Here is a 25,566-nt window from a genome sequence, read left to right as displayed (position 1 = left end):
TTATTGGAAAAATTGAGAGGGATTTTCACGTAACATCACATCCACATCGGCCTGGCTGAATCCTGACTGGCGCAGTTGTGGAATAAAGGTGGTAAATAAATAGTCATAGCCATAACCACCGTTGGCTTTTAAATGGGAGCGACGCGTAATATCCATCGACAGCATGACGCGGTTCAGTAATCCACGGTCGCGTAGTGCATGAAGCATCGCAATGCGCTTTTCATCCGGGTAGTAACTGTTCTTGCCGATGGTGTCGAACTGCACATACGCGCCGAGTTCGATCATCTTCAAAATATTGTCGAGGTTGTCTTTCAGATCGCAGTGCCCGACAGTAACGCGCGAAAGATCAACTCCGTGGGCTTGCAGCAGAGCCAGTTGTTCCAGCCCCATCGTGCTAAATGACGTATGCGTGGAGATCGGGCATCCGGTCTGGTTATGTGCCAACGCGGCAGCAATAAACACTTTCTCTTCCAGCAGCGTAATCTTTCCTTCGCTGGAACCAATCTCCGCGATGATCCCGGCTTTCAGCTCCGTGCCATCGATACCCTGCTCAATTTCATCGACCATCTCCTGCGCCAGTTCCTGCACGCTGCGGGTCGCCACATGTTGCGGGAAAAACGCGTCCTGGTAATAACCGGTACAGGCCACCACGTTGATCCCCGTCTCGCGCATTACATCGAGCATAAATTGCGCATTGCGCCCCATGTAACGGTTGGTCATCTCAATCACATTACGCACACCTTGCGCCATCAGGTCGTTCATCTCCTGACAAATGAACCCATACTGATCAAGGCGGCAATCCAGGTTGTTTTTAAAGCCGGAGAGATCAATATGCAGATGCTCATGGGCCAGGGTGTAACCCGTCGGATCAAAACTCATAGGGTGTCTCCTGCAAACTGGAGGGAGGAAAGAAAAGAGCGACCATTTTGTGGCGGTGGCGCACGGAAAAATTCACACACGGTAGCCCCCACATCAGAAAGCGTGGTGCGCACACCGAGTTGCGTGTGGACCAGCCCTTGCTGATAAACCAGCACTGGCACCACTTCACGGGTATGGTGGCTGTGACCAATGGTCGGATCGTTACCGTGATCCGCCATTACGACCAGGCAATCATCTGGCTGCATCGCCTCAACAAGCCGGGCAAGGTTACGGTCAACGACCTGCAAACGTTCGGCATAACGTGCGACGTCTTCTGCATGACCAGCGAGGTCGGTTTCCTGGATATTGATGCAAATAAACGCCGTCGGATGCGTGTTAAATTCGTCGAGGGTGATATCCATAATCCGCTGGCTATCCACCAGGTTTTGCCAGCTCACGCCATAAGGATTGCTGACGATATCTGCCACCTTACCCACCAGCACGGTTGGCACGCCCGCTTCATACAGTTTTTGCGGCACTTGTACTTTCTCATCGACGCCGTAGCCCATATGCACGACCTGGAAGCCGTTGTCATAAGCGCCAGAGCGCGGCGCATTGATACCAATAAAGCGCCCTTCTTTGCTTTCTGCGGCATCGAGAATGCGCTGGCTGTCCGCTAACAGCCCCCCAAATGTAATCACTCTGCCAACCAGAACTTGCTCACGCACCACACGACCTATTTCGATGACTTCATCGAACGGTATTGCGCCGAGATTGGCGGTCACGTTATAGACCTGGCCTAAATCTGCTTCGAGATTGTCGCCAACTGCCACGGCCTGGTTAACCCACAGAAACTGCAACTCATCGCCACGGCGCTCTACTTGCCAGCCCGCAGTAATTAATGCTTGCTCAACACGGTCAATAACATCACGAAAGGGCATCCGCAGCGGCGGCAGTGGTCGCGTACCTAAAATTTCCTGATGCCCCATAAAGGTATCGCCACCTTCATGTTGCAGTTCCGCCACACCCCAAACTGCAGAATCCGATGGCTGCATGTCTCCGGGGGCATAGCCCAGAGCATTAATAAGCCCCAACTTCTCCAGCGTCGGCAGTTGTAAATGCGGTAACTCACAAAGAATGTGACCGCATGTATTGGCTCCGGCATCCTGCGGGCGTACCCGCGTGACATCCTTCATTGCTCCCACGCCGAAGCTATCAATCACTAACACCACAAATCGCGCCATTTACGCCTCCAGAAGGTTGCCGAGGCTGTCATAACGGCCTACGATTTCCGGCGCTCTGTGCTGAATACCGGACACCAGCACGACATCACTGCGGGTAACAAAAATTTGTGTACGAAAACAGAGCACCACCGCGCTACTCACCGGAAACTCACCAGCCAAAGGCAAGGTGTAGTCGATGCTGCTGTCATCCACAGTTTTGAGATATGTTTCAGTAATGCTTTGATTTTCTGGTGTAAACACCAGCGCATGTTGCGCATGACCACGACGGTAATAGCCGCCGCCGTAGCAGTAGCTATCACCACGAAAATGATGGGATATTTCGCTTAACCAGAGCATGGCTACGCGTTCAGGCTGGTCGCCCTGTTGGTTTGCCGGAATAGTGCCCGTCAGCGCATGACCGGGTTCGGCATGAGTAACACCGTATTCCGCCAGCAATGGCAGCGAAGTACAGCTGGTTGCTGAAGGCGCGTTTAATTGCTCAACAGCAACACCAGATTCCGCCAGTTGGTTGCGGGCATTGACCAACGTCTGGAGGTTCGGCGTCGGCAAAACTTTCCCAACGCCCTCATTCCATAGCAGGCAAGGGAAATGGGTAAGTCCCGCTAAATGGACTCCTGGCAGTTTTTGGATTTCAGCGACAATTTCCTGCAACGAATGTTGAGCAAAACCGCTCTCCTGCCCCGGATAAAGAAAATCATCGTCGCTATAAACTTTGAGCAGCACAGACTGAATCCGCCCCGCTTTCACCGCTGCCGCAGAAACTTCCTGCGCTTTGGCAAGGGTAAACACGGTGATGACGTCGGTGCCCTGTTCAACGGCATCAGCGACCTCGTGACAAGGGATTTGTACCAGATGCCCCTGATGCGCCACCGGCAAACCTGCGCGGCGCATCACTCGCGCCTCTTTGTAATCCACCGCCACAATGCCGCTGTAGCCCAGCGCCAGCAGTTTTTCCGCCAGCCACGGATTGCGACCGAACTGTTTGGTCATCAGATACAGCTCAATACCGTAAAGCCGCGCCGTCTCAATCAGCCGCTTACCGTTTTCCAGTACCTGATCCACGTCGACAACCCAACTGTCCGGGGCTATCTTGCCCTGCTGCCACAGGTTTAGTGCGGCAGAAATCAGTGCCGGGTTCTGGCGTTTCAATGCTTCTACAAACATCTTGTTGCCTCGTTTCTGTTCCTTGAATCAAATATTCATTTTTTTGAATATTTAAGTTATGCGACGTGGATTTGTTGTGGGCTTCAGACCTCTTCGTTAGCGGCCATCCATAATCCATAAAGGTTGGCCAGCAAATAGCCTTCTTCACACGGGTTAACTTCCAGCGCGAATCCCTGCAATAACACCTGGTGCAACTGCATGATCGCTGGCCAGTGGCTACATTGCGCCAGTTCAGCCAGCAATTCGTCATCCAGTGGCTGGATCTGTTCGCCGCGACGACTGCGCATCAGCGCACTCGCCATATGTATCATTGCCATCATCCCCTGCTCACTGCGCACTGGTAGATGGCATTCTGTTTCCAGTACTTTGACGACCTGCATCATGCCTTTGCAGATGTCCTTATCGATGACCCCTGCATCGCAAAGCAGGTTGAGTCTGGTTTCCATTTTAGATGCCTTTCGTTTAATAACTGGGTTCCTGTTCCCCACTGACCACTCGCTGTTGATGGGCAAGCAGGGCGTGTTTATCAACAACCGCACGCAGCAATTGTTGCATCGGGTAATCATCGGCTCGCGTCAAAACCACGGCTTCAGTAGCCTGTAAAAATCGCGGATCGTCTGTTAGCGGCGTCGCTTCTAATCCCTGCATGGCCAGTTCGCTTTCCGCTACCACATTCCAGATAACCGCATCGACATCGCCTTTAACAATGCGTTGTAAACTCTCGTGATAAGAGAGATCGACTCGCTCCACATCGCTACTGCCAAAAAAGACATCGGTCATGATCTTCTGATCTGCCGAACGGTTATCCAGCCCCACGCGCTTCACGTTACCTGACTCCCCTTTACGGCAAATCAACTGGTGCTCGCCAACGTAGGTATGCGGCCCCAACTCCAGCGCAAGACATAAGCCTTTTTGCGTGAGATAACTTTCCGCCGCCAGTCGCGAAACTACGGCCATGTCATAGACACCGTTAAGCAAACACTCCACGCGAATATCCGCACCACGCATATGCGCATAGTAAAAAGGAATGCCATCAAACTGAGCTTTTAACCCGCTCGCTAAACCTTCGTACAAGCGGGTATAGGGCAAGGGCATCGCACATACCACATTATTGATATCAACATGGGTCAACAGTGCTTTGTTATCCATCTCTACCAGATAACTGCCATTGCGCCCGCGACGTTCAATCCGAATCGCGCCGCTTGACTCCAGATTTTTTAACGCGGCCTGCGTCAGGCCGACGGACGAACGGCATTCAGTTGCCAGTTCATCTATGGTTTTCAGGCGATTACCACACTTTTCACCTAACAAATAACGAGCCAGCGTCGTGATGACGACGCCTTCTTTTTTGATAAACGTTCGACGCATAATAAATTTTCAATAAAATGAATATTTATATCTTCATGAAAATGAAGATAAGGCGCAACAAAGAGATGTGGAAACGGCGAGATGCTTCACATTTTTTGGGGTTATTGCAAATAAGGACGTAAAAAAACCGGGTTTCCCCGGTTTTTGGTATCAATAGTGAATTACGGCTTCGCCACAAAACCAATCGCTTCGTAAACCGCTTTCAGTGTACGGGAAGCGTGTGCGCTGGCTTTTTCTGCGCCGTCTTTCATCACCTGTTGCAGGAAGGCTTCATCGTTGCGGAAACGGTGATAACGTTCCTGCAATTCAGTCAGCATACCGGAAACCGCTTCAGCTACTTCGCCTTTCAGGTGACCATACATCTTGCCTTCGAACTGTTTTTCCAGTTCCGGGATGCTTTGACCCGTTACCGCAGAAAGGATATCCAGCAGGTTAGAAACGCCCGCCTTGTTCTGCACGTCGTAGCGAACTACCGGCGGCTCGTCGGAGTCAGTGACCGCACGTTTGATTTTCTTCACTACCGATTTCGGATCTTCCAGCAGACCGATAACGTTATTGCGGTTATCGTCAGACTTGGACATCTTCTTGGTCGGCTCCAGCAGCGACATTACGCGCGCGCCAGATTTCGGAATAAACGGCTCCGGTACTTTAAAGATATCGCCATACAGCGCGTTGAAACGCTGGGCGATATCGCGGCTCAGTTCCAGGTGCTGTTTCTGGTCTTCACCGACCGGCACCAGATTGGTTTGATACAGCAGGATGTCCGCAGCCATCAGCACCGGATAGTCAAACAGACCAGCGTTAATGTTCTCGGCATAACGCGCAGATTTATCTTTAAACTGCGTCATGCGGCTCAGCTCGCCGAAGTAGGTATAGCAGTTCAGCGCCCAGCCTAACTGCGCATGTTCCGGCACGTGGGACTGAACAAAAATAGTGCTTTTCTCAGGATCGATACCGCAAGCCAGGTACAACGCCAGTGTATCCAGCGTCGCTTTACGCAGCTTCTGTGCATCCTGGCGCACGGTGATCGCGTGTTGGTCAACGATACAGTAAATGCAATGGTAGTCATCCTGCATGTTTACCCACTGACGCAGCGCACCCATGTAGTTACCAATGGTCAATTCACCTGAGGGCTGTGCGCCACTAAAAACGATGGGCTTAGTCATTTTTCGATTCCTGATTTTCGCTATGCGGAAGCCCTAATGCGGGCAGAAGGTCATTTATAGACTGATAAATTACATCAGGCTGGCTGAGATCGATAGCCTCGCCGTAGTTATATCCGTAGGTTAAGCCAACGGATGGGCAACCTGCCGCTTTTGCCGCCTGAATATCATTGCGTGAGTCGCCGACAAACAGCATCTGTTGTGGGGCAATTCCCATCCGCTCAGCCACCAGTAACAGCGGGTCCGGATGCGGTTTTTTGTTTTGCACATCATCACCGCCGATAACCACGCTGAAGTATTTGGCGATATCTAAGGCTTCGAGCAGCGGCGCGACGAACGGCGTCGGTTTGTTGGTGACCAGGCCTAGCGGCAGGCCTTTAGCCTGCAACGCGCCCAACGTATCGGCAACGTGTGGGAACAAAAACGTCCCCTCTTCGGCAACCTCGCCATAGTAGCGATCGAACAGTTTACGCAGAATACGTACCTGTTCTTCTGCCGGAATGTCGTCATCAACGGGCGGTTTACCCATTGTTTTACGCTGAGTCGCACGTTCCTGACGCGCCCAGGTCAATGCGCGCTCCATCAGAACATCTGCGCCGTTACCAATCCAGGTAATAACGCGTTCTTCACCTGCGACGGGCAACTCCAGCGCATACAGCGCCATATCTACCGCAGCAGCAAGACCAGGAGCACTGTCGACCAGCGTACCATCAAGATCAAAAGCGACGCCGCGAATATCTTCAAACTTATTCATGACTTACCTTTGCCAGTTCACTGCGCATTTCATCAATGACTTTTTTATAGTCTGGCTGGTCGAAAATAGCGGAGCCAGCGACAAACATATCCGCGCCCGCCGCAGCGATTTCGCCAATGTTGTTCACCTTCACGCCACCGTCCACTTCCAGTCGAATGTCGAAGCCAGACTCGTCGATACGACGACGTACTTCGCGCAGTTTATCCAGTGTTTGAGGAATGAAAGACTGACCGCCGAAACCAGGATTGACGGACATCAGCAGGATCACATCCAGCTTATCCATCACGTAATCCAGATAGCTCAGCGGTGTTGCCGGGTTAAATACCAGCCCCGCTTTACAGCCATTTTCTTTAATCAGTTGCAGCGTGCGGTCAACATGCTCGGAGGCTTCAGGATGAAAGGTAATGATGCTGGCACCTGCGGCAGCGAAATCCGGCACAATGCGATCAACTGGTTTCACCATCAGATGTACGTCGATAGGGGCGGTAATGCCGTAATTACGCAAGGATTTCAGCACCATTGGTCCAATCGTCAGGTTGGGAACATAGTGGTTATCCATGACGTCAAAATGCACGACATCAGCGCCAGCTGCCAGGGCCTTTGCGGTATCTTCACCCAGGCGGGCAAAATCAGCCGACAGAATTGAGGGGGCAATCAAATACTGTTTCATCCGCTTCTCCTTGAGAATTATTTTTTTGCGGGTGAAACGACTCCTGGTTTGTACAAAGCCAGCAGTTCGTCCACCTTTTTACGTGTGCCGCCGTTGCTGCTTATACTGCGTCGAACTTTGACGACATGCAATTTTGCGCGCTGATACCACTCGCGCGTTAGCGCCGTATCATGGTTAGAAATCAGTACCGGGATCTGACGGTTAACCAGACCTTCGGCGATCTCCGCCAGATGCGCTTGTTGTTCAAGCGTAAAACTGTTTGTGTGATACGCCGTAAAGTTGGCGGTCGCGGATAGCGGTGCATAAGGCGGATCGCAATAGACGACGGATACATCATCTGCGCGCGCCATGCTATCGGCGTAAGACTCACAATAGAAAAAGGCATTCTGCGCTTTTTCAGCAAAGTGATACAACTCAGCTTCCGGGAAATAGGGTTTTTTGTAGCGACCAAACGGCACGTTAAACTCGCCGCGCAGATTGTAACGACACAGACCGTTGTAACCGTAGCGGTTCAAATATAAAAACAGTACCGCCCGGCGGAACGGATCCTGGCTTTTATTGAACTCTTCGCGGAACTGATAGTAAACCTCGGCGCAATTTGTCTCAGGAACAAACAGCTCGCGGGCAGCCTGCACGTACTCATCAGTACGCATCTTCACAATGTTGTAGAGGCTGATCAGATCGCTATTGATATCGGCAAGGATATAACGAGAAAAGTCGGTGTTGAGAAACACCGACCCGGCACCCACAAAAGGTTCAACCAGACATTCACCCTTAGGCAAATGCCGTTTAATATCATCAAGCAGGGGATATTTGCCCCCTGCCCACTTCAAAAAAGCGCGATTTTTCTTCATGCTGACTAACTAATTACACCTTCTCCGGCTGTGGAGAAAGCTCCGACAGCATCCAGCGCTTCAGGCAACTCCCGCAACGATAAACCATTGCGGGAGATAACCTTGATTACTTCAGATCGGCCTGTACCTGACGCAGCGGTTTCGCCCACGGGTTTTTGGCCTGAACATCGGCTGGCAATGTAGATACCGCTTTTTTCGCTTCTTCTTTCGAAGCGTACACGCCAGAAACCAGTACATACCACGGCTGACCATTACGCGTCGTTTCATAGACAACGTAGTTTTTCAGATTCTCTTTCTTCGCCCAACCGTTCAGGTTGTCGTAGTTAGAAGAACTGCTCAGCTGCAGAGTGTAATGGCTGGACGGTGCCGATTTCAACGAACCAACATTACCTGCGGTCTTCGCTCCAGCGGCTGGTGTTGCCGTGGTTTGCGCCGGGGATGCCGTCTGTACTGGAGCCGTAGTCGCCGTCTCTTTTGGTGCTGGCGTTGCGGCTGGCGTAGAAGTCGCAGCCGGTGCCTTCGTGCTCGCCACAGGTGCAGCCGGTTCAGTACGTTTCGGCGTCTGTGCTACCGGCTTCGGTTCCGTTTTCACAGTTGCTTGTGGTTTTTTCGGCTCAATCACCGCCTGCTGACGTGCTGGACGCGTGGTGGTCGGACGTTCAGCGGTTTGCGCTTTCGCCGTATCACGCGATGCGTTGCCATTACGAACTGGCGCTACAGTCGCGGGTTCAGTCGGCAGCGTAGAGTTCACCGCCACATTGTTCAGCTGTTGCTGATTTTGCGGCTGGGTCAGCGCGTTATTCAGGTCACCCTGCACTTCAACACGTTGTTGACCATCCGTTGCCGCCGGGGTTTGCCCCTGAGTCGGCGTAGAAGAAATCGGCGGCAGAGAAACATCCTGCTGGGTATTTTCCGCAGACGTGGTTCCCGGCGCTGGTTGCACACCATTCGCCTGATCGGCCGCATTGCCAGCAAGATCAATACTCTTCTCGCCAGACGCGGTTTGATCGCTGGAAGAGGTCGAGGGGGCTTTTAGCGCAGAACCGATACCGATGATCAACAGCAGCAGAACCAGAATACCGACGCCCATCATCATATACTGACGAGAAGCCGGTTTGCTGGCTGCTTTTTTGCGCTTACGCGGACGACGCTCTACGCGCTCGTCATCCACAGCTTCATCTTCGGAATCATCAATTTCTTCTTCGATTTCCGGTTCCTCATTGCGCTCTTTTTGCGCACGAGTCGGACGGCGATCGTCAGTTTCATCAAGTTCGATATCATCAAAATTGATCTGCGGTTCGCCACGTTCAGTACGTTCTGAACGCTCAGAAGGTTGACGAGAACGACCAGTACGACGATCGCTGGGATCGGGTTTCAGCTCGTCTTCTGGTTTGAATTCATCCATTTAACACCCCACTAAAAGGTTAATGCTTACTACGTTGCAATTAACCTGAAGCTAATAGACCACTTGATAAGCGGCCTGACCTTTCTTGTTGTTACGCTGATTGACAATCGGCAATAGCGTTAAGAACAAGCTCGTGCGATACACCGCCGCGAACTTCACTCTTACCAATTGCCAGCGGAAGAATTAAGCGCATCTCTCCCGCAAGGACTTTCTTGTCACGCAGCATATGCGGTAAATACGCCTGCGCGGACATTTCGCGCGGCCCATTAACCGGTAATCCAGCCCGCGTAAGCAGGGTAATAATACGCTGCGTTTCGGCAGAACTAAACTGCCCGAGACGTTCCGACGTCCGCGCTGCCATCACCATACCCGCCGCGACCGCTTCACCGTGCAACCAATTGCCATACCCCATTTCCGCTTCAATAGCATGACCAAAGGTATGTCCCAGATTCAGTAAAGCACGTAAGCCGGATTCGCGCTCGTCGGCGGCAACAACTTCTGCTTTCAGCTCACAACAACGACGAATACAGTACGCCATTGCCGTACCATCCAGACTGAGCAGCGCATCCAGATTATCTTCCAGCCAGTTGAAAAACTCACCGTCAAGAATAATGCCGTATTTGATGACTTCCGCCAGCCCCGAAGCTAACTCTCTCGGGGGAAGTGTTTTCAGACAGTCGAGATCCACCACCACTGATGCTGGCTGATAAAAAGCGCCAATCATATTTTTACCGAGGGGATGGTTGACTGCGGTTTTGCCGCCAACGGAAGAGTCTACCTGTGACAGCAATGTCGTCGGGACTTGAATGAAGCGAACGCCGCGCTGATAGCTCGCCGCTGCAAAACCGGTAAGATCGCCTACTACGCCGCCGCCAAGCGCCACCAGCGTCGTATCGCGACCGTGCGGCTTTTGCAACAACGCCGTAAAAACGGTGTCGAGTACTGCCAGGCTTTTATACTGCTCGCCGTCAGGAAGGATAACGCTATCAACGTTAACACCCGCCTGTTCAAGTACGCCGCGAACCTTATCGAGATACAGAGGAGCCAGGGTTTCGTTGGTGACCAACATCACCTGCTCACCCGATTTCAGCGGTAAGAATGAAGCTGGTTCGTTAAACAAACCAGATGCGATGGTAATTGGGTAACTACGTTCCCCGAGAGTGACGACTATCCTCTCCATAACGCGACATCCACCTTAATTACTGTACCCGCAGACGAGTGTATATAAAGCCAGAATTAGTTGCTTTCCAGCATGTGAATAATCTGGTTTGCGACCACTTTGGCGCTTTGATCATCAGTACGAATGGTCACGTCGGCAATCTCTTCATACAGCGGATTGCGTTCATTAGCCAATGCTTCCAGAACTTCACGCGGCGGTGTTTCAACGTGCAGCAACGGGCGTTTTTTATCACGCTGCGTGCGCGCAAGTTGCTTTTCGATGGTCGTTTCAAGATAAACGACAACGCCACGTGCGGAAAGACGGTTACGCGTTTCGCGGGATTTCACAGAGCCGCCGCCAGTAGCCAGCACAATACCCTGTTTCTCGGTCAACTCATTGATGACCTTTTCTTCGCGATCGCGGAAGCCTTCTTCGCCTTCTAAATCGAAAACCCAGCCCACATCAGCTCCGGTTCGTTTCTCAATCTCTTGATCGGAATCGTAAAATTCCATATTGAGTTGTTGAGCTAACTGGCGCCCAATAGTGCTTTTTCCGGCACCCATAGGCCCAACCAGAAAGATATTGCGTTTCTCTGCCATTTTTTCGGTACTACTAAGACTATTCGTTAATGATAAACCCGCTTCGCTCAGAGAGCGCCGCAGGACATGAACTGAAACCTCATAAGATATTGCGAGAGTCAGACTGAAAATTATCTCAATACTCCAGCGGGTTTGGCAACTGAATAAATTGCCCATCCCTCTGCATATCTGGTCGCTGCAGGTGCACTGCCTTGCTATCACCGCTCTGGCGATAAATCACCGGGTAAGATTAGCCTAAAAAAGACAGCAAAATGCCGCGTGAAAGATAAATCACCATCATAAAACGCAGGTAACAAAGAGCACCGACTCTCAAATCGGTACTCCTTGTATGCTAAATACCTGCGCGCGTCAAATAGATGAAACATGTTCAGCATGAAAACATCGCCGTTTTCGCGGTAGTTTACTCACTGGAAACCAACCGTGGCGTGATAAATACCACTAACTCGCGTCGTTCATCTTCTTTTCCGTCATGACGAAATAATTGCCCGAACCAGGGGATGTCGCCCAACAGCGGTACGCTATCCTGACCCGATTTATTTTTACGGGTAAAAATGCCACCCAGTGCCAGCGTTTCTCCGCTTTTTACCTCAACTTGCGTTTCGATCTCCTGCTTATCAATCGCCAGCACTTCGCCATCAGCTTGTTGTAGCACCTGCCCCGGAACGTTCTGGCTGATGTGTAATTTCAGTCGGATGCGACCTTTTTGTAATACCGTGGGCGTGACCTCCATTCCCAGCACGGCCTCTTTAAATTCCACCGACGTCGCGCCGCTTTCACCACTGGAAACCTGATACGGGATCTCGCTCCCCTGTTTAATGCTGGCAGGCTGGAGATGTGAGGCCAGCAGACGCGGGCTGGCGATAATATCCAGTTGCTGTTTTTGTTCGAGCGCGGAAAGCTCCAGATCCAGTAAACGCCCGCTGATGCGCCCAATGTTAAAACCGACATGCGTTGTCGCCGTCGCTACGGAGAGATCGCTACCGAGCGTGGTCACTTGCCCAACGCCGCCAGTTTGTTGCGCATCGGCCAGCGTCCATTTCACCCCCAATTCCCGCAAACTTTTTTCATTAATGGTGACAATGTGCGCCGACAGTTCAACCTGCCCGACCGGCAAATCCATTTGCGCTACCCATTGTTCCAGCGCACTTAACGCCGTTTTGTTATCACGCAGCAAAAGGCGATTAGTGCGTTTATCGACAGTCATACTGCCTTTGGCGCTAAGTAGCTTCTCCCCTGCTTTCGCCAGCTCTCCGGCGTCGGCGTATTGCAGAGTAATATTGCGATTTTCCAGCGGCAGATTTGCCTGCGTCCGCGCCTGTTCAGCCTCCTGACGGGCGATATTGTCATTCTGCCAGGCAACAGAATGCACTGAAAGAATGTTGCCTTCCTGGCGCGTTATCAGCCCGGCGCTTTTCACTACGGTTTGTAGTGCCTGTTTCCAGGGAACGTCAGTGAGATGTAACGACACCGTACCGCTGACATCTGGCGAAACCACCAGGTTTAACTTCTCCTGTTCAGCCAGCGCCTGCAATACCTGAGCCACCGGAACGTCATCCACCATCAGCGTCACTTTTTGCGGCTTTGCCGCCTGTACGCTGGGTATCATCATCAACAGTAGTGCGGCTATCCATTGCTTCATTTTTATCTCCTTGCCGTTGCCACAACCACTGTGGCGGTTCGCAGTTTTTTCCAGTTCCCAGCGTTAATGTTTCTGGCGTCAGTTGTAAAATTGTCCAGCCATTCTCCAGCACATCGTTTTGCTCCACCCGTCGCCATTTTTTTTGCCCATCTTTTATTACGCCAATAACGCGCTCGCCTCGCCCTACCATCCCCTGATAACGCCACTGGGTGAGTTCGCTTACCCGGCATAGATCTTCCGGCGGCTTAAAAGGGTCGCGCATACCGGTTAAAAGGCACAAGGCAATGCCTACCAACAACCAGCGTTTAACCCTCATGCGGCATCTCCAGTTGTAGCGTGAACAAAAGATCGCCACCTTCCACGCTTAACAAAAAACGGCTCACGCTGACGTTGCGCTCTGCCAGTCGTGTAAATGCCGACGGCACAGCTTCCCAGAACGTTTTCAACGCCAACTCGCCTCCCTGAGCGGATGGATGCCAGTAAAGCAGTTGCGCGCCGGGCAACTGAAAATCCAGTGGCGAAAAGGGCAACGTCTTTTCTTCAATGATGGGAGTGGTGTCTACCAGGCGATACAGTGCAGTCCATTGCTGGTGATTACTTGCCCGCAGTCGAATTAATGCGTCACTCTCTTCATGGTGTGTCGATGAAAGAAAAATGAGCGTAACTAACATCAGCAACCAGACTGCCCAGCAAAACTGGCGGATACGGAGTGATGTCGCGAACCACCAGTCAAAGAGCATGTCCATCGCTAACCTTCCTTGTTAACTGATACTCAAATTGCCAGCGTCCTTGTGCATCCTGCTGCGTGGCTCCACGCTGATTGAGCTGAAAAGAAGCATCCTGGCGGAGTGCTTTTTCCAGTGCGTTTAGCGCAGTAATGTTCGTCGCAAGTCCCTTTACCTCCAACGTTCCCTGCTGCCAGCTTATCGTTGTCAGCCAGGCCTGTTCGGGAAAAAGTGCCGCCAGTGACTCCAGCGCAGATTGCCAGTCGCGGGTAAATTGTCGCTGGCGCTGACGTTGCAAACGCTGTTCGCGTAATTGTTGGCGTTCCAGCAAACGGGGTTTACTGGTTTGTAGGGTGCTGGCGCGTTGTTGTTCCGCCTGAAGCAAAACAGCGTCAACGCGTACTTCAGCGTTGGTTGTCAAACGCAGCATTAGCGTTATCCCGACAACCAGCAGCAGAGGAGCAACGAACATCAGCAACCAGAAGCGAAGAAAGGCCGTCCGGCGTTGCTCTCGCCATGGCAAAAAATTGATTGGCGGATTCATCAGCACCCCTCCCCAAGCGCCAGCCCCAGCGCGATAGCGAAATCTCCACCTAGCGGCGGTAGCGGCGGCTGACGCACAGAAACCGCATTCCAGGGGTCAAATCCGCCTTCACCGCATATCGCGAGACTTTCAGAATTAATGGCTAACGTCGCGGCCAGTTCATTCGCGCTTGTCATCCCTACCGCCAGTTTGCGCCCCCAGCTATAACGTGTCGCCCATAGCCACTGTTCGTTATCACGCCAGGCCAGACATTGCTGATGAGAAGGTAAAAAAGGCAGGAATCGCTGCAAAGCGCAGGCGTCTGGGGTAATCGCACTAACGTGAATACGCAATCTTTCTGCCAGGCTAAGCAGCGTTGCCAGCTCTTTGCTTTGCGCAGCGGTCACGTTATAGGCGGGACTTAGCGAATCTTCGCTGTAATCAAAGCGCAGGGAGTCCGGTTCCATATCCAGCTCGCGAGCCATCGTACCTGTCAACCAAGCCATTTGCTCCCGTTCGCCCAGGGACATTGCCGGACGCGGAAATGCCCTTTGTAACGTTCGGCTAGCGGGAAATGCCAACATAATGTGATGACGGTGTGGCAGTTCACGACTCCACGGTAACAACGTTTTAGTCAGCCGTTCCGCGTCAATAATGCGCCCATCTTTGATAATGTCGGTCGCCAGCGGCAAACGCCACCAGCGTTGCAAAAAGCATTCTTTCGCGCCACGCACGATAGCAACCGCCACCGCTTCTTGCTGTTGTAAATGCAAACCAATTTGCCAGATCTTAAATGCCATTGTGATGATCTCCTTATCCCCCGTCACTCTGACGGGTATATCAATGCGTCTGGCTTGCCTTTATACTACCGCGCGTTTGTTTATAAACTGCCCAAATGAAACTAAATGGGAAATTTCCAGTGAAGTTCGTAAAGTATTTATTGATCCTTGCAGTCTGTTGCATTCTGCTGGGAGCAGGCTCGATTTATGGCCTCTACCGCTACATCGAGCCACAACTGCCGGATGTGGCGACATTAAAAGATGTACGCCTGCAAATTCCGATGCAGATTTACAGCGCCGATGGCGAGCTAATTGCTCAATACGGTGAAAAACGTCGTATTCCGGTTACGTTGGATCAAATCCCGCCGGAAATGGTGAAAGCCTTTATTGCGACGGAAGATAGCCGCTTCTACGAGCATCACGGCGTTGACCCTGTGGGGATCTTCCGTGCGGCAAGCGTGGCGCTGTTCTCCGGTCACGCATCGCAAGGGGCGAGCACCATCACCCAACAACTGGCGAGAAACTTCTTCCTGAGTCCAGAACGCACGCTAATGCGTAAAATTAAGGAAGTCTTCCTCGCGATTCGTATTGAACAGTTGCTGACGAAAGACGAGATCCTCGAGCTTTATCTGAACAAGATTTATCTCGGTTACCGCGCCTATGGTGTCGGTGCTGCGGCACAAGTCTATTTCGGTAAAACCGTCGATCAATTGACGTTGAACGAAATGGCGGTGATTGCCGGGCTGCCTAAAGCCCCTTCCACCTTCAACCCGCTCTATTCAATGGATCGAGCCGTCGCGCGGCGTAACGTCGTGCTGTCGCGAATGCTGGACGAAGGGTATATCACCCAACAGCAGCTCGATGAGACTCGCACCGAAGCGATTAACGCCAACTATCACGCACCGGAGATCGCCTTCTCAGCGCCGTATCTCACCGAAATGGTACGTCAGGAGATGTATAACCGTTACGGCGAAAACGCTTATGAAGACGGCTATCGCATTTACACGACCATTACCCGCAAAGTGCAGCAGGCCGCACAGCAAGCCGTGCGTAATAACGTACTGGACTACGACATGCGTCACGGCTATCGCGGCCCGGCCAATGTGCTGTGGAAAGTAGGTGAATCAGCGTGGGATGACAAAAAGATTACCGATACGCTGAAGGCGCTGCCAACCTATGGTCCGCTGCTACCTGCCGCTGTCACCCGCGCCAACCCGCAGGAAGCGACAGCAATGCTGGCGGACGGAACATCTGTGACGCTGCGTATGGAAGGGATTCGCTGGGCACGGCCTTATCGTTCCGATACTCAGCAGGGACCGACGCCGCGTAAAGTGACCGATGTTGTGCAAACAGGCCAGCAAATCTGGGTTCGCCAGGTGGGCGATGCCTGGTGGCTGGCACAGGTGCCGGAAGTAAACTCGGCGCTGGTATCGATCAATCCACAAAACGGCGCGGTTATGGCGTTAGTCGGTGGCTTTGACTTCAACCAAAGCAAATTTAACCGCGCTACCCAGGCACTGCGTCAGGTGGGTTCGAATATCAAACCGTTCCTCTACACCGCTGCGATGGATAAAGGGCTGACGCTGGCAAGTATGCTGAACGATGTGCCAATTTCCCGCTGGGATGCAGGCGCGGGTTCTGACTGGCAGCCGAAAAACTCACCGCCGCAGTACGCCGGTCCAATCCGTTTACGTCAAGGGCTGGGACAGTCGAAAAACGTGGTAATGGTACGTGCGATGCGAGCGATGGGCGTGGACTATGCCGCAGAGTATTTGCAACGCTTCGGCTTCCCGGCACAAAACATTGTCCACACTGAGTCACTGGCACTGGGTTCCGCTTCCTTCACGCCGTTGCAGGTGGCGCGCGGGTACGCAGTGATGGCTAATGGTGGCTTCCTGGTCGACCCCTGGTTTATCAGCAAAATTGAAAACGACCAGGGCGGCGTGATTTTCGAAGCGAAACCGAAAGTAGCCTGCCCGGAATGTGATATTCCGGTGATTTACGGTGATACGCAAAAATCGAACGTGCTGGAAAACAGCGACGTTGAAGACGTGGCTATCTCTCGCGAACAGCAGAATGTTTCTGTTCCGATGCCGCAGCTGGAGCAGGCTAATCAGGCATTAGTAGCAAAAACTGGCGCGCCAGAATACGCTCCACACGTCATCAGCACACCGCTGGCATTCCTGATTAAGAGCGCCCTGAACACCAATATCTTTGGTGAACCTGGCTGGCAAGGCACCGGCTGGCGCGCAGGTCGTGATTTGCAACGTCATGATATCGGCGGGAAAACCGGGACGACCAACAGTTCGAAAGATGCGTGGTTTTCGGGTTACGGTCCGGGCGTTGTGACCTCGGTATGGATTGGCTTTGACGATCACCGTCGTAATCTCGGTCACACCACGGCTTCCGGGGCGATTAAAGATCAGATCTCCGGTTACGAAGGCGGTGCAAAGAGCGCCCAGCCAGCATGGGACGCTTATATGAAAGCCGTTCTGGAAGGTGTACCGGAACAACCGCTGACGCCGCCGCCAGGTATTGTGACGGTGAATATTGATCGCAGCACCGGGCAACTGGCCAACGGTGGTAACAGCCGCGAAGAGTATTTCATCGAAGGTACGCAGCCTACACAGCAGGCGGTGCGCGAGGTGGGAACGACCATTATCGATAATGGTGAGGCACAGGAATTGTTCTAAAAACGACGCCCGGCAGCGTTAATGTTGCCGGGCTTTTACTATGGAAGATGTCGATGAAAATGGAAAGTCACTCTCCTTCTCCTTCGGAGAATTGCAGCGAAAGTAATCGTCAGTTCACCCGGCAATATGCCCCATTCAGCCTTAACCAGACTGATTTTCTAACCATCTACGGCCTTGTTTTACGAAGGTATCATCCCGATAAAGTGCCACGCCTACACAAAGCGGCTCTCTATGACATCATTGCTGTCACGTTTTTCTTGCTATTCCCTGCATCTCTCGTGATTTTAGGGATATTTAATATAGAAATTGAATTATCAGTCTGGAATAACGTCACCGATGACCTTCTGTTTATCCTCAATAAAAACAAAGTATTAGTTATCGTATTTTGGCTACATGGTATGTTTTTTTCAGTAAAGACCTACTGGACAAGGTATAAGCAGAAAAAAGCACAGTCTGATATCTACAATCAAAACGCAATAACGGAAGGATTGAACTTTCAAATCGATGAGACTGGTGTTAAATGCTGGAAAAAATCTGGCACCCACAGCTTTTGTGTCTGGTCAGAGATAAATGACCTTATCCCCTATAAAGATATATTTGTATTGGTTATGAACAAGTCAAGTTTTATATGGCTGAGTGATAAAGAAGAGGAAGCACTGGCGTTTATTCACGAAAAACTCGCCCAGTCACGCCAGCCTGCATAACCAGGGGCTTTACAACCGTCCCTGCCCCTTCAACCACTCGCGCACCAGGAACAACGCGCTGACATTACGTGCTTCATTGAAGTCAGGATCTTCGAGCAAATCCATCATATGCGTCAGCGGCCAGCGCACCTGCGGTAGTGGCTCTGGTTCGTCGCCTTCCAGCGATTCAGGGTAAAGATCCTGCGCCACCACGATATTCATTTTGCTGGAGAAGTAAGACGGTGCCATGCTGAGTTTCTTCAAAAAAGTCAGATCCCTTGCGCCAAATCCCACTTCTTCTTTGAGTTCGCGGTTTGCCGCTTCATAGACACTTTCACCAGGGTCAATTAACCCTTTCGAAAATCCTAACTCGTAGGATTCGGTTCCCACTGCGTATTCGCGGATCAAAATCAGGTGATCGTCCACAATTGGCACAATCATCACGGCTTCCCGGTTGGTTGGACGCATTCGTTCATAAACACGCCGCACGCCGTTGCTGAACTCCAGATCCACGCTTTCGATGGTAAACAATCGGGAACGGGCTACAGTTTCAACATTCAGAATGGTGGGTTTTTGTAATGATTTGCTCATCGTGGAATCTATGCTGTGAAATCAGCAGTTATTGTGCGATATCGGACACGCATTCGGCAATGTGAATTGCATGTTATTTACATTTACGTAACTTAATAAATAATCATTCTCAAATCAAATTAAAAGTCAATAGGTTGAAATAACTCCAGGAATTTGCTGATATTCCGCCCTCAGAGGGTTTGCTATGATCACCGGTCACTGGGATGCGCTTAATGATGCTCAAGTTCAACTCCACGCTTGCCGATAGCCAACCGCAGAATCCTATATTGTGTCCAGGATGCGACTAATCACACCTGACAAATTAAGTAAGATGGGGAAAGCATGAGCACCATTGTGATTTTTTTAGCTGCTTTGCTGGCCTGCTCACTACTTGCGGGATGGCTGATAAAGGTGCGCTCCAGGCGGCGTCAACTGCCCTGGACTAACGCCTTCGCTGATGCGCAAACGCGCAAACTCATGCCTGAAGAACGTAGCGCCGTTGAAAATTATCTCGACAGCCTGACGCAGGTTTTGCAGGTTCCTGGCCCGACGGGTGCCAGCGCAGCCCCCGTTTCACTGACGCTGAACGCTGAAAGCAACAACGTCATGATGCTGACACACGCCATCACGCGTTATGGCATTTCGACCGACGATCCGAATAAATGGCGTTATTATCTCGATTCGGTGGAAGTCCACCTGCCCCCGTTCTGGGAGCAGTACATCAACGATGAAAATAGCGTTGAACTGATCCATACCGATTCGCTGCCGCTGGTTATTTCTCTCAACGGTCATACGCTGCAAGAGTACATGCAGGAAACTCGCGGCTATGCGTTACAGCCTGTCCCGTCAACGCAGGCGTCGATTCGCGGTGAAGAAAGCGAACAAATCGAACTGCTCAATATTCGCAAAGAAACACACGAAGAGTATGCGCTTAGTCGCCCGCGTGGGCTACGCGAAGCGTTGCTGATTGTCGCCTCTTTCCTGATGTTCTTTTTCTGCCTGATTACCCCGGATGTATTTGTCCCGTGGCTGGCTGGCGGCGCGTTACTGCTGCTGGGAGCTGGTCTGTGGGGGCTATTTGCGCCACCGGCAAAATCATCCCTGCGGGAGATCCACTGTCTGCGTGGTACGCCGCGTCGTTGGGGATTGTTTGGCGAAAACGATCAGGAACAGATCAACAATATTTCGCTCGGTATTATCGACCTGGTCTATCCCGCGCACTGGCAACCTTATATTGCGCAGGATCTGGGGCAGCAAACGGATATCGATATCTATCTTGATCGGCACGTGGTACGCCAGGGACGCTATCTTTCGCTGCATGACGAAGTGAAAAACTTCCCGCTGCAACACTGGCTACGCAGTACGATTATCGCGGTGGGTTCTCTGCTGGTGCTGTTTATGCTGCTGTTCTGGGTTCCGCTGGATATGCCGCTGAAATTCACCCTCTCGTGGATGAAAGGCGCGCAGACCATTGAAGCCACCAGCGTTAAACAACTGGCAGATGCCGGAGTACGTGTAGGCGATACCTTACGTCTTAGCGGTACAGGGATGTGTAATATCCGCACGTCAGGCACCTGGAGCGCGAAAACCAATTCACCGTTTTTACCATTTGACTGCTCGCAGATCATCTGGAATGACGCCCGTTCATTGCCATTACCAGAATCTGAGCTGGTCAACAAGGCCACGGCACTGACCGAGGCAGTAAACCGCCAGTTGCACCCGAAACCGGATGATGAATCTCGCGTCAGCGCCACATTGCGTTCAGCAATTCAGAAATCCGGCATGGTACTGCTTGATGACTTTGGCGACATCGTGCTGAAAACCGCCGATCTCTGTGCCGCCAAAGATGATTGTGTTCGGTTGAAAAATGCGCTGGTGAATCTCGGCAACAGTAAGGACTGGGACGCACTGGTAAAACGCGCTAACGCTGGAAAACTCGACGGCGTGAATGTGTTACTCCGCCCGGTGAGCGCAGAATCACTCGATAACCTGGTGGAAACCTCCACAGCACCATTTATTACTCATGAAACGGCGCGAGCGGCGCAATCACTGAATAGCCCGGCACCGGGAGGATTCCTGATTGTCAGCGACGAAGGCAGCGATTTTGTTGATCAGCCCTGGCCTTCGGCATCACTTTACGACTACCCGCCGCAAGAACAGTGGAACGCTTTCCAGAAACTGGCGCAAATGCTGATGCATACGCCGTTTAACGCCGAAGGTATCGTCACCAATATTTTTACCGATGCCAACGGTACGCAGCATATCGGCTTGCACCCCATCCCGGATCGCTCCGGCCTGTGGCGCTATCTGGGCACGACATTGCTGTTGCTGACGATGCTGGGCAGTGCCATCTATAATGGCGTACAGGCCTGGCGTCGTTATCACCGTCATCGTACTCGCATGATGGAAATTCAGGCCTATTATGAAAGCTGCCTGAATCCACAACTGATCACCCCTTCAGAAAGCCTTATCGAATAACACGTTTGCGCGGCAGGTTATGCTACCCTGTCGCGCAAATTGCTTCACTCTGGAGATTTCCCTCATGCATATCAACATTGCCTGGCAGGACGTAGATACCGTTCTGCTGGATATGGACGGCACGTTGCTCGACCTCGCCTTCGATAACTATTTCTGGCAAACGCTGGTGCCTGAAACCTGGGGCGCGAAAAACGGGGTCACGCCACAGGAAGCGATGGAATATATGCGCCAGCAATATCACGACGTGCAGCATACGCTAAACTGGTACTGTCTTGATTACTGGAGTGAGCAACTGGGTCTGGATATCTGTGCGATGACCACCGAGATGGGACCGCGCGCCGTACTGCGTGAAGATACCATTCCGTTTCTTGAGGCACTTAAAGCCAGCGGTAAGCAGCGAATTTTGCTCACCAACGCGCATCCGCATAACCTGGCGGTAAAACTTGAGCATACCGGTCTCGACGCGCACCTTGATTTATTACTTTCCACCCACACATTTGGTTATCCGAAAGAGGATCAGCGGTTATGGAATGCGGTGGCCGAAGCTACGGGTCTAAAAGCTGAAAGAACGCTGTTTATCGATGACAGCGAAGCGATTCTCGATGCTGCCGCGCAATTTGGTATTCGTTACTGCCTCGGCGTCACTAATCCCGACTCAGGGATTGCTGAAAAACAGTATCAGCGCCATCCGTCACTGAATGACTACCGCCGCCTGATCCCCTCGCTAATGTGAAGGAGACGCCATGAAAGAAAAACCTGCTGTTGAGGTTCGACTGGATAAATGGCTATGGGCCGCCCGTTTTTACAAAACCCGCGCGCTGGCTCGTGAAATGATCGAAGGCGGTAAGGTGCATTACAACGGGCAGCGCAGCAAGCCGAGTAAAGTCGTCGAACTGAATGCCACGCTCACTCTGCGCCAGGGAAATGACGAGCGAACGGTAATCGTGAAGGCGATTACTGAACAGCGTCGCCCCGCCAGCGAGGCAGCCTTGCTGTATGAAGAGACTGCACAAAGTGTAGAGAAACGCGAAAAAATGGCGCTGGCACGTAAACTTAATGCCTTAACCATGCCGCACCCGGACCGACGCCCGGACAAAAAAGAGCGCCGCGACCTGTTACGATTTAAACACGGCGACAGTGAATAACTGTCACCTGCAAGAGAGATGATTATGCCGCAACATGACCAATTACATCGTTATCTGTTTGAAAACTTTGCCGTTCGCGGCGAACTGGTAACCGTTTCGGAAACCCTGCAACAGATCCTTGAGAATCACGATTACCCGCAGCCCGTTAAAAACGTGCTGGCAGAACTGCTGGTTGCGACCAGCCTGTTAACCGCTACGCTGAAGTTTGATGGTGATATCACCGTACAGCTGCAAGGCGACGGCCCGATGAATCTGGCGGTTATTAACGGTAACAACAACCAGCAGATGCGTGGCGTGGCGCGCGTACAGGGCGAAATTCCGGAAAATGCTGACCTGAAAACGCTGGTTGGCAATGGTTACGTGGTGATCACCATTACCCCGAGCGAAGGTGAACGCTATCAGGGCGTGGTTGGTCTGGAAGGTGATACCCTGGCGGCCTGCCTGGAAGATTACTTTATGCGTTCTGAACAGCTGCCGACGCGCCTGTTTATTCGCACCGGCGACGTAGATGGCAAACCGGCTGCGGGCGGTATGTTGTTGCAGGTAATGCCTGCGCAAAATGCCCAGCAGGACGACTTCGACCATCTGGCGACGCTAACCGAAACCATCAAAACCGAAGAACTGCTGACCTTACCGGCAAACGAAGTGTTGTGGCGTTTGTATCACGAAGAAGAGGTGACGGTTTACGATCCGCAGGATGTTGAGTTCAAATGCACCTGCTCGCGTGAACGTTGCGCCGATGCGCTGAAAACGCTGCCGGATGAAGAAGTGGATAGCATCCTGGCGGAAGATGGCGAAATTGACATGCATTGTGATTACTGCGGTAACCACTATCTGTTCAATGCGATGGATATTGCCGAGATCCGCAACAACGCGTCTCCGGCAGATCCGCAGGTGCATTAATTAGTTTTTCCGGCGGAGATAACTCTGCCGGATTTCATGACGCAATTGCCTGATGCGCTGCGCTTACCAGGCCTATGAAATAAATCGCAAATTATTGTTGGTCAGATACAGCGTCGTATCCGATAAAAGCGTTGTCACTTACTTAAGTTTATTTCCAGCGTTTCACCATCTACCGTCAGATCGCGCCACGCTTTCGGCCTCGTCCCCAGTTTTCCATCCTTCGCAGCTATGAGTAATTTTTCTTTCGTTATTTTGCGCGGAAGTAAACTCATATCAAGCGCGTCCCATTCTTTTCTGGCTGAGTCAAAGCCATAGACAATGACTCTGTCATCATTAAAAGCAAACAGGATCCGCTCCGCCTGACCATCACTATTCAGATCTTGCTCGACCAGTACGCAGGCGTCTTTTTCAATACAGGTCATCACGTTATAGCGTTCTTTGATTAAGGCCGACCAGAATGTCGCATCCGGTTTACCTGAACCTGGGGCAATTAACACATTATCGGCTAATGCTTTTTCCGATACCTGCTGAAGATGTTGCTCCCCATCAAACGCCATTAGCAGATTCCATGCGCGTTTCGGGTCTTTCATATACCCGGCATCGCTTTTCAGTGACTCAAGCGCCGCACGTCCATAACGACCGCTCTGCTCGAGCATGTAGATACTTACCTGGTCTGGCGTGTTTTTGCCGCTCTGATAACGCGCCATATGACTGTTCACGCTAATACGCATACTGTCCAGCATCGGCGAATTAAGAAGCACCAGAATCGCCAGCACCAGCAACGAAACCGCAAGATTCACCTTGCCCTGAAGAACAAGGGGATTTTGCCCTTTACGCCAGACAATACTGACAAAATATCCCAGCGACCAAACCAGTAACACCACCACAACCAACACACCATGCAAGCGTTCCGTAGTCCAGCCGTACTGAGCGACCCGCAGCCATAACGCCCAGGCGGCGACTAACACATACAATGGGGCGACCAGCAGAGCGGTTTTAATCAGGCAACGCAACGGACCAGTCCAGGGAAGTGACGCTTTTTGCGGATCACGGACAATGGTCATTAAGAGCAATTGCAAAAAGGCCAGCGTCAAAAGCAACCCGGCAGCGGAGATGTGGCGAGAAATCGCGCTCAGGCCCGTAAACGGCAGGGTGATAATAAACATCAGGGTTAGCAATGATACTAACGGCAGCAACCCCGTGGCGATTAACGTGGACAACTTTTGAATGGAGTCGATTAAACGAGACTGTGTCCGCGCAAGGATCACCGCCAGTGCGGTAACCAGACCTGACGTAAGATAAATAAACCAGTCGGTTGTAAAAAAGAGCGTTTTAAAAAACGTGATGCCAACGAGTTTAAATAACTCACTCCACAGTAAAAGCACCAGCCACGTCAGGCCATTGGCGATAAAAATCACCAATAATATAAGTACGTTATGCCATACCGACTGGTAAAAATAGCTATAGCGGGTATTGTCATTACGCTCACGCAGACTCTGTTGTATCCACGGCAGCAACATCATTCCCATCAGCAGCAGATAACACCCAAAATCCCAAAGCGCCTTTTCCGCTCTCCAGGGACTCATGCCATCAATTTGCCACTTCAGCCAGCCGCTCATCCCGAGAGTGGCAATCAACACTATCGCCAGCCATCCCCAAAGTCGCTTCTGTTTGAAGGACACTACAGAAAATAACAAAACGGATGAAAGCGCCACGGTCGCAGGTACGCCATAAACTATCCAACTGTTATTTTTACTGGCAAGCCAGGAGACCAGCAGGTAGCAAACTAATCCCTGGAGTAATCCGGTAGCAACCATTCCCCTGCGTGTCGCGGGTGAAAGCTCAACGTTTTCCATGTTGGTTATCCAGAATCAAAAGGAGAGGTAATTATCGCATCCAGGCAGGACTAATTTGCTTTTTTCAGAAAGTAATCAAAAAAAGTTAGCGTGGTGAATCGATACTTTACTCATTGAATTTGCATTAATTTCACTCAGGAATGCGATTACACTCACAACATTCTCGCCATATAAACTAAGTTTTAACCTTTTAGGAACATTTTCCACACCTAAAATGCTATTTCTGCGATAATACCAACCGTTTCGTGACAGGAATCACGGAGTTTTGTCAAATATGAATTTCTCCAGATACGTAAATCTATGAGCCTTGTCGCGGTTAACACCCCCAAAAAGA

At 51.5% G+C, this 25,566-nt stretch carries 25 protein-coding genes; 6 read left to right on the top strand and 19 right to left on the bottom strand.

The genetic code is table 11. The features are described from left to right. The 17 genes from C3D30_RS18015 to hofM form a co-directional block, all read right to left on the bottom strand. The gene (locus C3D30_RS18015) at positions 1 to 879 is read right to left on the bottom strand and encodes a phosphotriesterase-related protein (protein ID WP_000006975.1); all 879 of its coding nucleotides are present in this window, start codon (positions 877 to 879) and stop codon (positions 1 to 3) included. Continuing rightward, positions 876 to 2,102 carry a phosphopentomutase gene (locus C3D30_RS18010; protein WP_105287214.1) on the bottom strand — a complete coding sequence of 409 codons (1,227 nt, stop codon included), beginning with the start codon at positions 2,100 to 2,102 and terminating at the stop codon, positions 876 to 878. The genes C3D30_RS18015 and C3D30_RS18010 overlap by 4 nt, the downstream gene beginning before the upstream one ends. Continuing rightward, positions 2,103 to 3,266: a YhfX family PLP-dependent enzyme gene (locus C3D30_RS18005; protein ID WP_105287213.1), complete on the bottom strand. Its 1,164-nt coding sequence runs from the start codon at positions 3,264 to 3,266 to the stop codon at positions 2,103 to 2,105. Between the two features lie 83 nt (positions 3,267 to 3,349). Continuing rightward, positions 3,350 to 3,712 (bottom strand): hypothetical protein, encoded by a 363-nt coding sequence (locus C3D30_RS18000; protein WP_010349551.1) that lies wholly within the window; start codon positions 3,710 to 3,712, stop codon positions 3,350 to 3,352. Positions 3,713 to 3,728: 16 nt separating this feature from the next. After that, positions 3,729 to 4,634, bottom strand: a complete 906-nt coding sequence (gene yhfZ / locus C3D30_RS17995; RefSeq protein ID WP_001254800.1) for a GntR family transcriptional regulator YhfZ — start codon at positions 4,632 to 4,634, stop codon at positions 3,729 to 3,731. A 161-nt stretch (positions 4,635 to 4,795) separates the two neighbouring features. Next, complete coding sequence (trpS, locus tag C3D30_RS17990) at positions 4,796 to 5,800, bottom strand: tryptophan--tRNA ligase (RefSeq protein WP_000165546.1); 1,005 nt, start codon at positions 5,798 to 5,800, stop codon at positions 4,796 to 4,798. Next, positions 5,793 to 6,551 (bottom strand): phosphoglycolate phosphatase, encoded by a 759-nt coding sequence (gph, locus tag C3D30_RS17985; RefSeq protein ID WP_001031729.1) that lies wholly within the window; start codon positions 6,549 to 6,551, stop codon positions 5,793 to 5,795. Before gph ends, trpS begins: the two co-directional genes overlap by 8 nt. After that, on the bottom strand, positions 6,544 to 7,221 hold the full coding sequence (gene rpe / locus C3D30_RS17980) for a ribulose-phosphate 3-epimerase (protein ID WP_000816280.1): 678 nt from the start codon (positions 7,219 to 7,221) through the stop codon (positions 6,544 to 6,546). Before rpe ends, gph begins: the two co-directional genes overlap by 8 nt. Before the next feature lie 17 nt (positions 7,222 to 7,238). After that, positions 7,239 to 8,075 (bottom strand): adenine-specific DNA-methyltransferase, encoded by an 837-nt coding sequence (dam, locus tag C3D30_RS17975; protein WP_000742149.1) that lies wholly within the window; start codon positions 8,073 to 8,075, stop codon positions 7,239 to 7,241. A 106-nt stretch (positions 8,076 to 8,181) separates the two neighbouring features. Beyond that, a complete protein-coding gene (gene damX / locus C3D30_RS17970; RefSeq protein WP_000343127.1) occupies positions 8,182 to 9,480 on the bottom strand; it encodes a cell division protein DamX in 1,299 nt (432 codons plus the stop codon). Between the two features lie 91 nt (positions 9,481 to 9,571). Beyond that, positions 9,572 to 10,660: a 3-dehydroquinate synthase gene (gene aroB / locus C3D30_RS17965; RefSeq protein ID WP_016159530.1), complete on the bottom strand. Its 1,089-nt coding sequence runs from the start codon at positions 10,658 to 10,660 to the stop codon at positions 9,572 to 9,574. Between the two features lie 56 nt (positions 10,661 to 10,716). Further along, positions 10,717 to 11,238 (bottom strand): shikimate kinase AroK, encoded by a 522-nt coding sequence (gene aroK / locus C3D30_RS17960; RefSeq protein WP_000818618.1) that lies wholly within the window; start codon positions 11,236 to 11,238, stop codon positions 10,717 to 10,719. Positions 11,239 to 11,638: 400 nt separating this feature from the next. Then, the gene (gene hofQ / locus C3D30_RS17955; protein WP_105287212.1) at positions 11,639 to 12,877 is read right to left on the bottom strand and encodes a DNA uptake porin HofQ; all 1,239 of its coding nucleotides are present in this window, start codon (positions 12,875 to 12,877) and stop codon (positions 11,639 to 11,641) included. Continuing rightward, positions 12,789 to 13,193, bottom strand: coding sequence for a DUF2531 family protein (locus tag C3D30_RS17950; RefSeq protein WP_001264143.1), 405 nt, complete (start codon positions 13,191 to 13,193; stop codon positions 12,789 to 12,791). Before C3D30_RS17950 ends, hofQ begins: the two co-directional genes overlap by 89 nt. Next, positions 13,183 to 13,623 (bottom strand): DNA utilization protein HofO, encoded by a 441-nt coding sequence (gene hofO, locus C3D30_RS17945; RefSeq protein WP_105287211.1) that lies wholly within the window; start codon positions 13,621 to 13,623, stop codon positions 13,183 to 13,185. Before hofO ends, C3D30_RS17950 begins: the two co-directional genes overlap by 11 nt. Next, positions 13,607 to 14,146 carry a PilN domain-containing protein gene (locus C3D30_RS17940; protein WP_105287210.1) on the bottom strand — a complete coding sequence of 180 codons (540 nt, stop codon included), beginning with the start codon at positions 14,144 to 14,146 and terminating at the stop codon, positions 13,607 to 13,609. Before C3D30_RS17940 ends, hofO begins: the two co-directional genes overlap by 17 nt. Continuing rightward, positions 14,146 to 14,925 carry a DNA utilization protein HofM gene (gene hofM / locus C3D30_RS17935; RefSeq protein WP_000874539.1) on the bottom strand — a complete coding sequence of 260 codons (780 nt, stop codon included), beginning with the start codon at positions 14,923 to 14,925 and terminating at the stop codon, positions 14,146 to 14,148. Before hofM ends, C3D30_RS17940 begins: the two co-directional genes overlap by 1 nt. Positions 14,926 to 15,044: 119 nt before the next feature. Here hofM and mrcA point away from each other — a divergent pair, with 119 nt between their 5' ends. Both mrcA and C3D30_RS17925 read left to right on the top strand, forming a co-directional pair. Continuing rightward, entirely contained in the window at positions 15,045 to 17,597 is a 2,553-nt protein-coding gene (gene mrcA / locus C3D30_RS17930) for a peptidoglycan glycosyltransferase/peptidoglycan DD-transpeptidase MrcA (RefSeq protein WP_016159535.1), read from the top strand. A gap of 53 nt (positions 17,598 to 17,650) precedes the next feature. Then, the gene (locus C3D30_RS17925; protein WP_000781536.1) at positions 17,651 to 18,301 is read left to right on the top strand and encodes a hypothetical protein; all 651 of its coding nucleotides are present in this window, start codon (positions 17,651 to 17,653) and stop codon (positions 18,299 to 18,301) included. 9 nt (positions 18,302 to 18,310) lie between these two features. Here the strand turns inward: C3D30_RS17925 and nudE are convergent, their stop codons facing one another. Beyond that, positions 18,311 to 18,871, bottom strand: a complete 561-nt coding sequence (nudE, locus tag C3D30_RS17920; RefSeq protein ID WP_000045734.1) for an ADP compounds hydrolase NudE — start codon at positions 18,869 to 18,871, stop codon at positions 18,311 to 18,313. A gap of 321 nt (positions 18,872 to 19,192) precedes the next feature. Here nudE and igaA point away from each other — a divergent pair, with 321 nt between their 5' ends. From igaA to hslO, 4 genes are all read left to right on the top strand, one after another. Then, entirely contained in the window at positions 19,193 to 21,328 is a 2,136-nt protein-coding gene (igaA, locus tag C3D30_RS17915) for an intracellular growth attenuator protein IgaA (RefSeq protein WP_016159536.1), read from the top strand. 64 nt (positions 21,329 to 21,392) lie between these two features. Next, entirely contained in the window at positions 21,393 to 22,061 is a 669-nt protein-coding gene (gene yrfG / locus C3D30_RS17910) for a GMP/IMP nucleotidase (RefSeq protein WP_010351080.1), read from the top strand. 10 nt (positions 22,062 to 22,071) lie between these two features. After that, a complete protein-coding gene (gene hslR, locus C3D30_RS17905) occupies positions 22,072 to 22,473 on the top strand; it encodes a ribosome-associated heat shock protein Hsp15 (RefSeq protein ID WP_000660491.1) in 402 nt (133 codons plus the stop codon). A 24-nt stretch (positions 22,474 to 22,497) separates the two neighbouring features. Beyond that, the gene (hslO, locus tag C3D30_RS17900; RefSeq protein WP_001135574.1) at positions 22,498 to 23,376 is read left to right on the top strand and encodes an Hsp33 family molecular chaperone HslO; all 879 of its coding nucleotides are present in this window, start codon (positions 22,498 to 22,500) and stop codon (positions 23,374 to 23,376) included. 134 nt (positions 23,377 to 23,510) lie between these two features. Here hslO and C3D30_RS17895 read toward each other — a convergent pair whose 3' ends face one another. After that, entirely contained in the window at positions 23,511 to 25,232 is a 1,722-nt protein-coding gene (locus C3D30_RS17895; RefSeq protein ID WP_105287209.1) for a DUF4153 domain-containing protein, read from the bottom strand. Positions 25,233 to 25,566 lie beyond the last annotated feature (334 nt).

The sequence above is a fragment of the Escherichia sp. MOD1-EC5433 genome (assembly GCF_002966005.1).
GTDB lineage: Bacteria > Pseudomonadota > Gammaproteobacteria > Enterobacterales > Enterobacteriaceae > Escherichia > Escherichia ruysiae.
Note: the sequence above shows the minus strand (reverse complement) of the source record. Positions and strands in the feature narration are given on the sequence as shown.

Coding starts and splice junctions, on each gene's coding strand:
- C3D30_RS18015 (WP_000006975.1), bottom strand. CDS start 879: ATGAGTTTTGATCCGACGGGTTACACCCTGGCCCATGAGCATCTGCAT.
- C3D30_RS18010 (WP_105287214.1), bottom strand. CDS start 2,102: ATGGCGCGATTTGTGGTGTTAGTGATTGATAGCTTCGGCGTGGGAGCA.
- C3D30_RS18005 (WP_105287213.1), bottom strand. CDS start 3,266: ATGTTTGTAGAAGCATTGAAACGCCAGAACCCGGCACTGATTTCTGCC.
- C3D30_RS18000 (WP_010349551.1), bottom strand. CDS start 3,712: ATGGAAACCAGACTCAACCTGCTTTGCGATGCAGGGGTCATCGATAAG.
- yhfZ (WP_001254800.1), bottom strand. CDS start 4,634: ATGCGTCGAACGTTTATCAAAAAAGAAGGCGTCGTCATCACGACGCTG.
- trpS (WP_000165546.1), bottom strand. CDS start 5,800: ATGACTAAGCCCATCGTTTTTAGTGGCGCACAGCCCTCAGGTGAATTG.
- gph (WP_001031729.1), bottom strand. CDS start 6,551: ATGAATAAGTTTGAAGATATTCGCGGCGTCGCTTTTGATCTTGATGGT.
- rpe (WP_000816280.1), bottom strand. CDS start 7,221: ATGAAACAGTATTTGATTGCCCCCTCAATTCTGTCGGCTGATTTTGCC.
- dam (WP_000742149.1), bottom strand. CDS start 8,075: ATGAAGAAAAATCGCGCTTTTTTGAAGTGGGCAGGGGGCAAATATCCC.
- damX (WP_000343127.1), bottom strand. CDS start 9,480: ATGGATGAATTCAAACCAGAAGACGAGCTGAAACCCGATCCCAGCGAT.
- aroB (WP_016159530.1), bottom strand. CDS start 10,660: ATGGAGAGGATAGTCGTCACTCTCGGGGAACGTAGTTACCCAATTACC.
- aroK (WP_000818618.1), bottom strand. CDS start 11,238: ATGGCAGAGAAACGCAATATCTTTCTGGTTGGGCCTATGGGTGCCGGA.
- hofQ (WP_105287212.1), bottom strand. CDS start 12,877: ATGAAGCAATGGATAGCCGCACTACTGTTGATGATGATACCCAGCGTA.
- C3D30_RS17950 (WP_001264143.1), bottom strand. CDS start 13,193: ATGAGGGTTAAACGCTGGTTGTTGGTAGGCATTGCCTTGTGCCTTTTA.
- hofO (WP_105287211.1), bottom strand. CDS start 13,623: ATGGACATGCTCTTTGACTGGTGGTTCGCGACATCACTCCGTATCCGC.
- C3D30_RS17940 (WP_105287210.1), bottom strand. CDS start 14,146: ATGAATCCGCCAATCAATTTTTTGCCATGGCGAGAGCAACGCCGGACG.
- hofM (WP_000874539.1), bottom strand. CDS start 14,925: ATGGCATTTAAGATCTGGCAAATTGGTTTGCATTTACAACAGCAAGAA.
- C3D30_RS17925 (WP_000781536.1), top strand. CDS start 17,651: ATGAAAATGGAAAGTCACTCTCCTTCTCCTTCGGAGAATTGCAGCGAA.
- nudE (WP_000045734.1), bottom strand. CDS start 18,871: ATGAGCAAATCATTACAAAAACCCACCATTCTGAATGTTGAAACTGTA.
- igaA (WP_016159536.1), top strand. CDS start 19,193: ATGAGCACCATTGTGATTTTTTTAGCTGCTTTGCTGGCCTGCTCACTA.
- yrfG (WP_010351080.1), top strand. CDS start 21,393: ATGCATATCAACATTGCCTGGCAGGACGTAGATACCGTTCTGCTGGAT.
- hslR (WP_000660491.1), top strand. CDS start 22,072: ATGAAAGAAAAACCTGCTGTTGAGGTTCGACTGGATAAATGGCTATGG.
- hslO (WP_001135574.1), top strand. CDS start 22,498: ATGCCGCAACATGACCAATTACATCGTTATCTGTTTGAAAACTTTGCC.
- C3D30_RS17895 (WP_105287209.1), bottom strand. CDS start 25,232: ATGGAAAACGTTGAGCTTTCACCCGCGACACGCAGGGGAATGGTTGCT.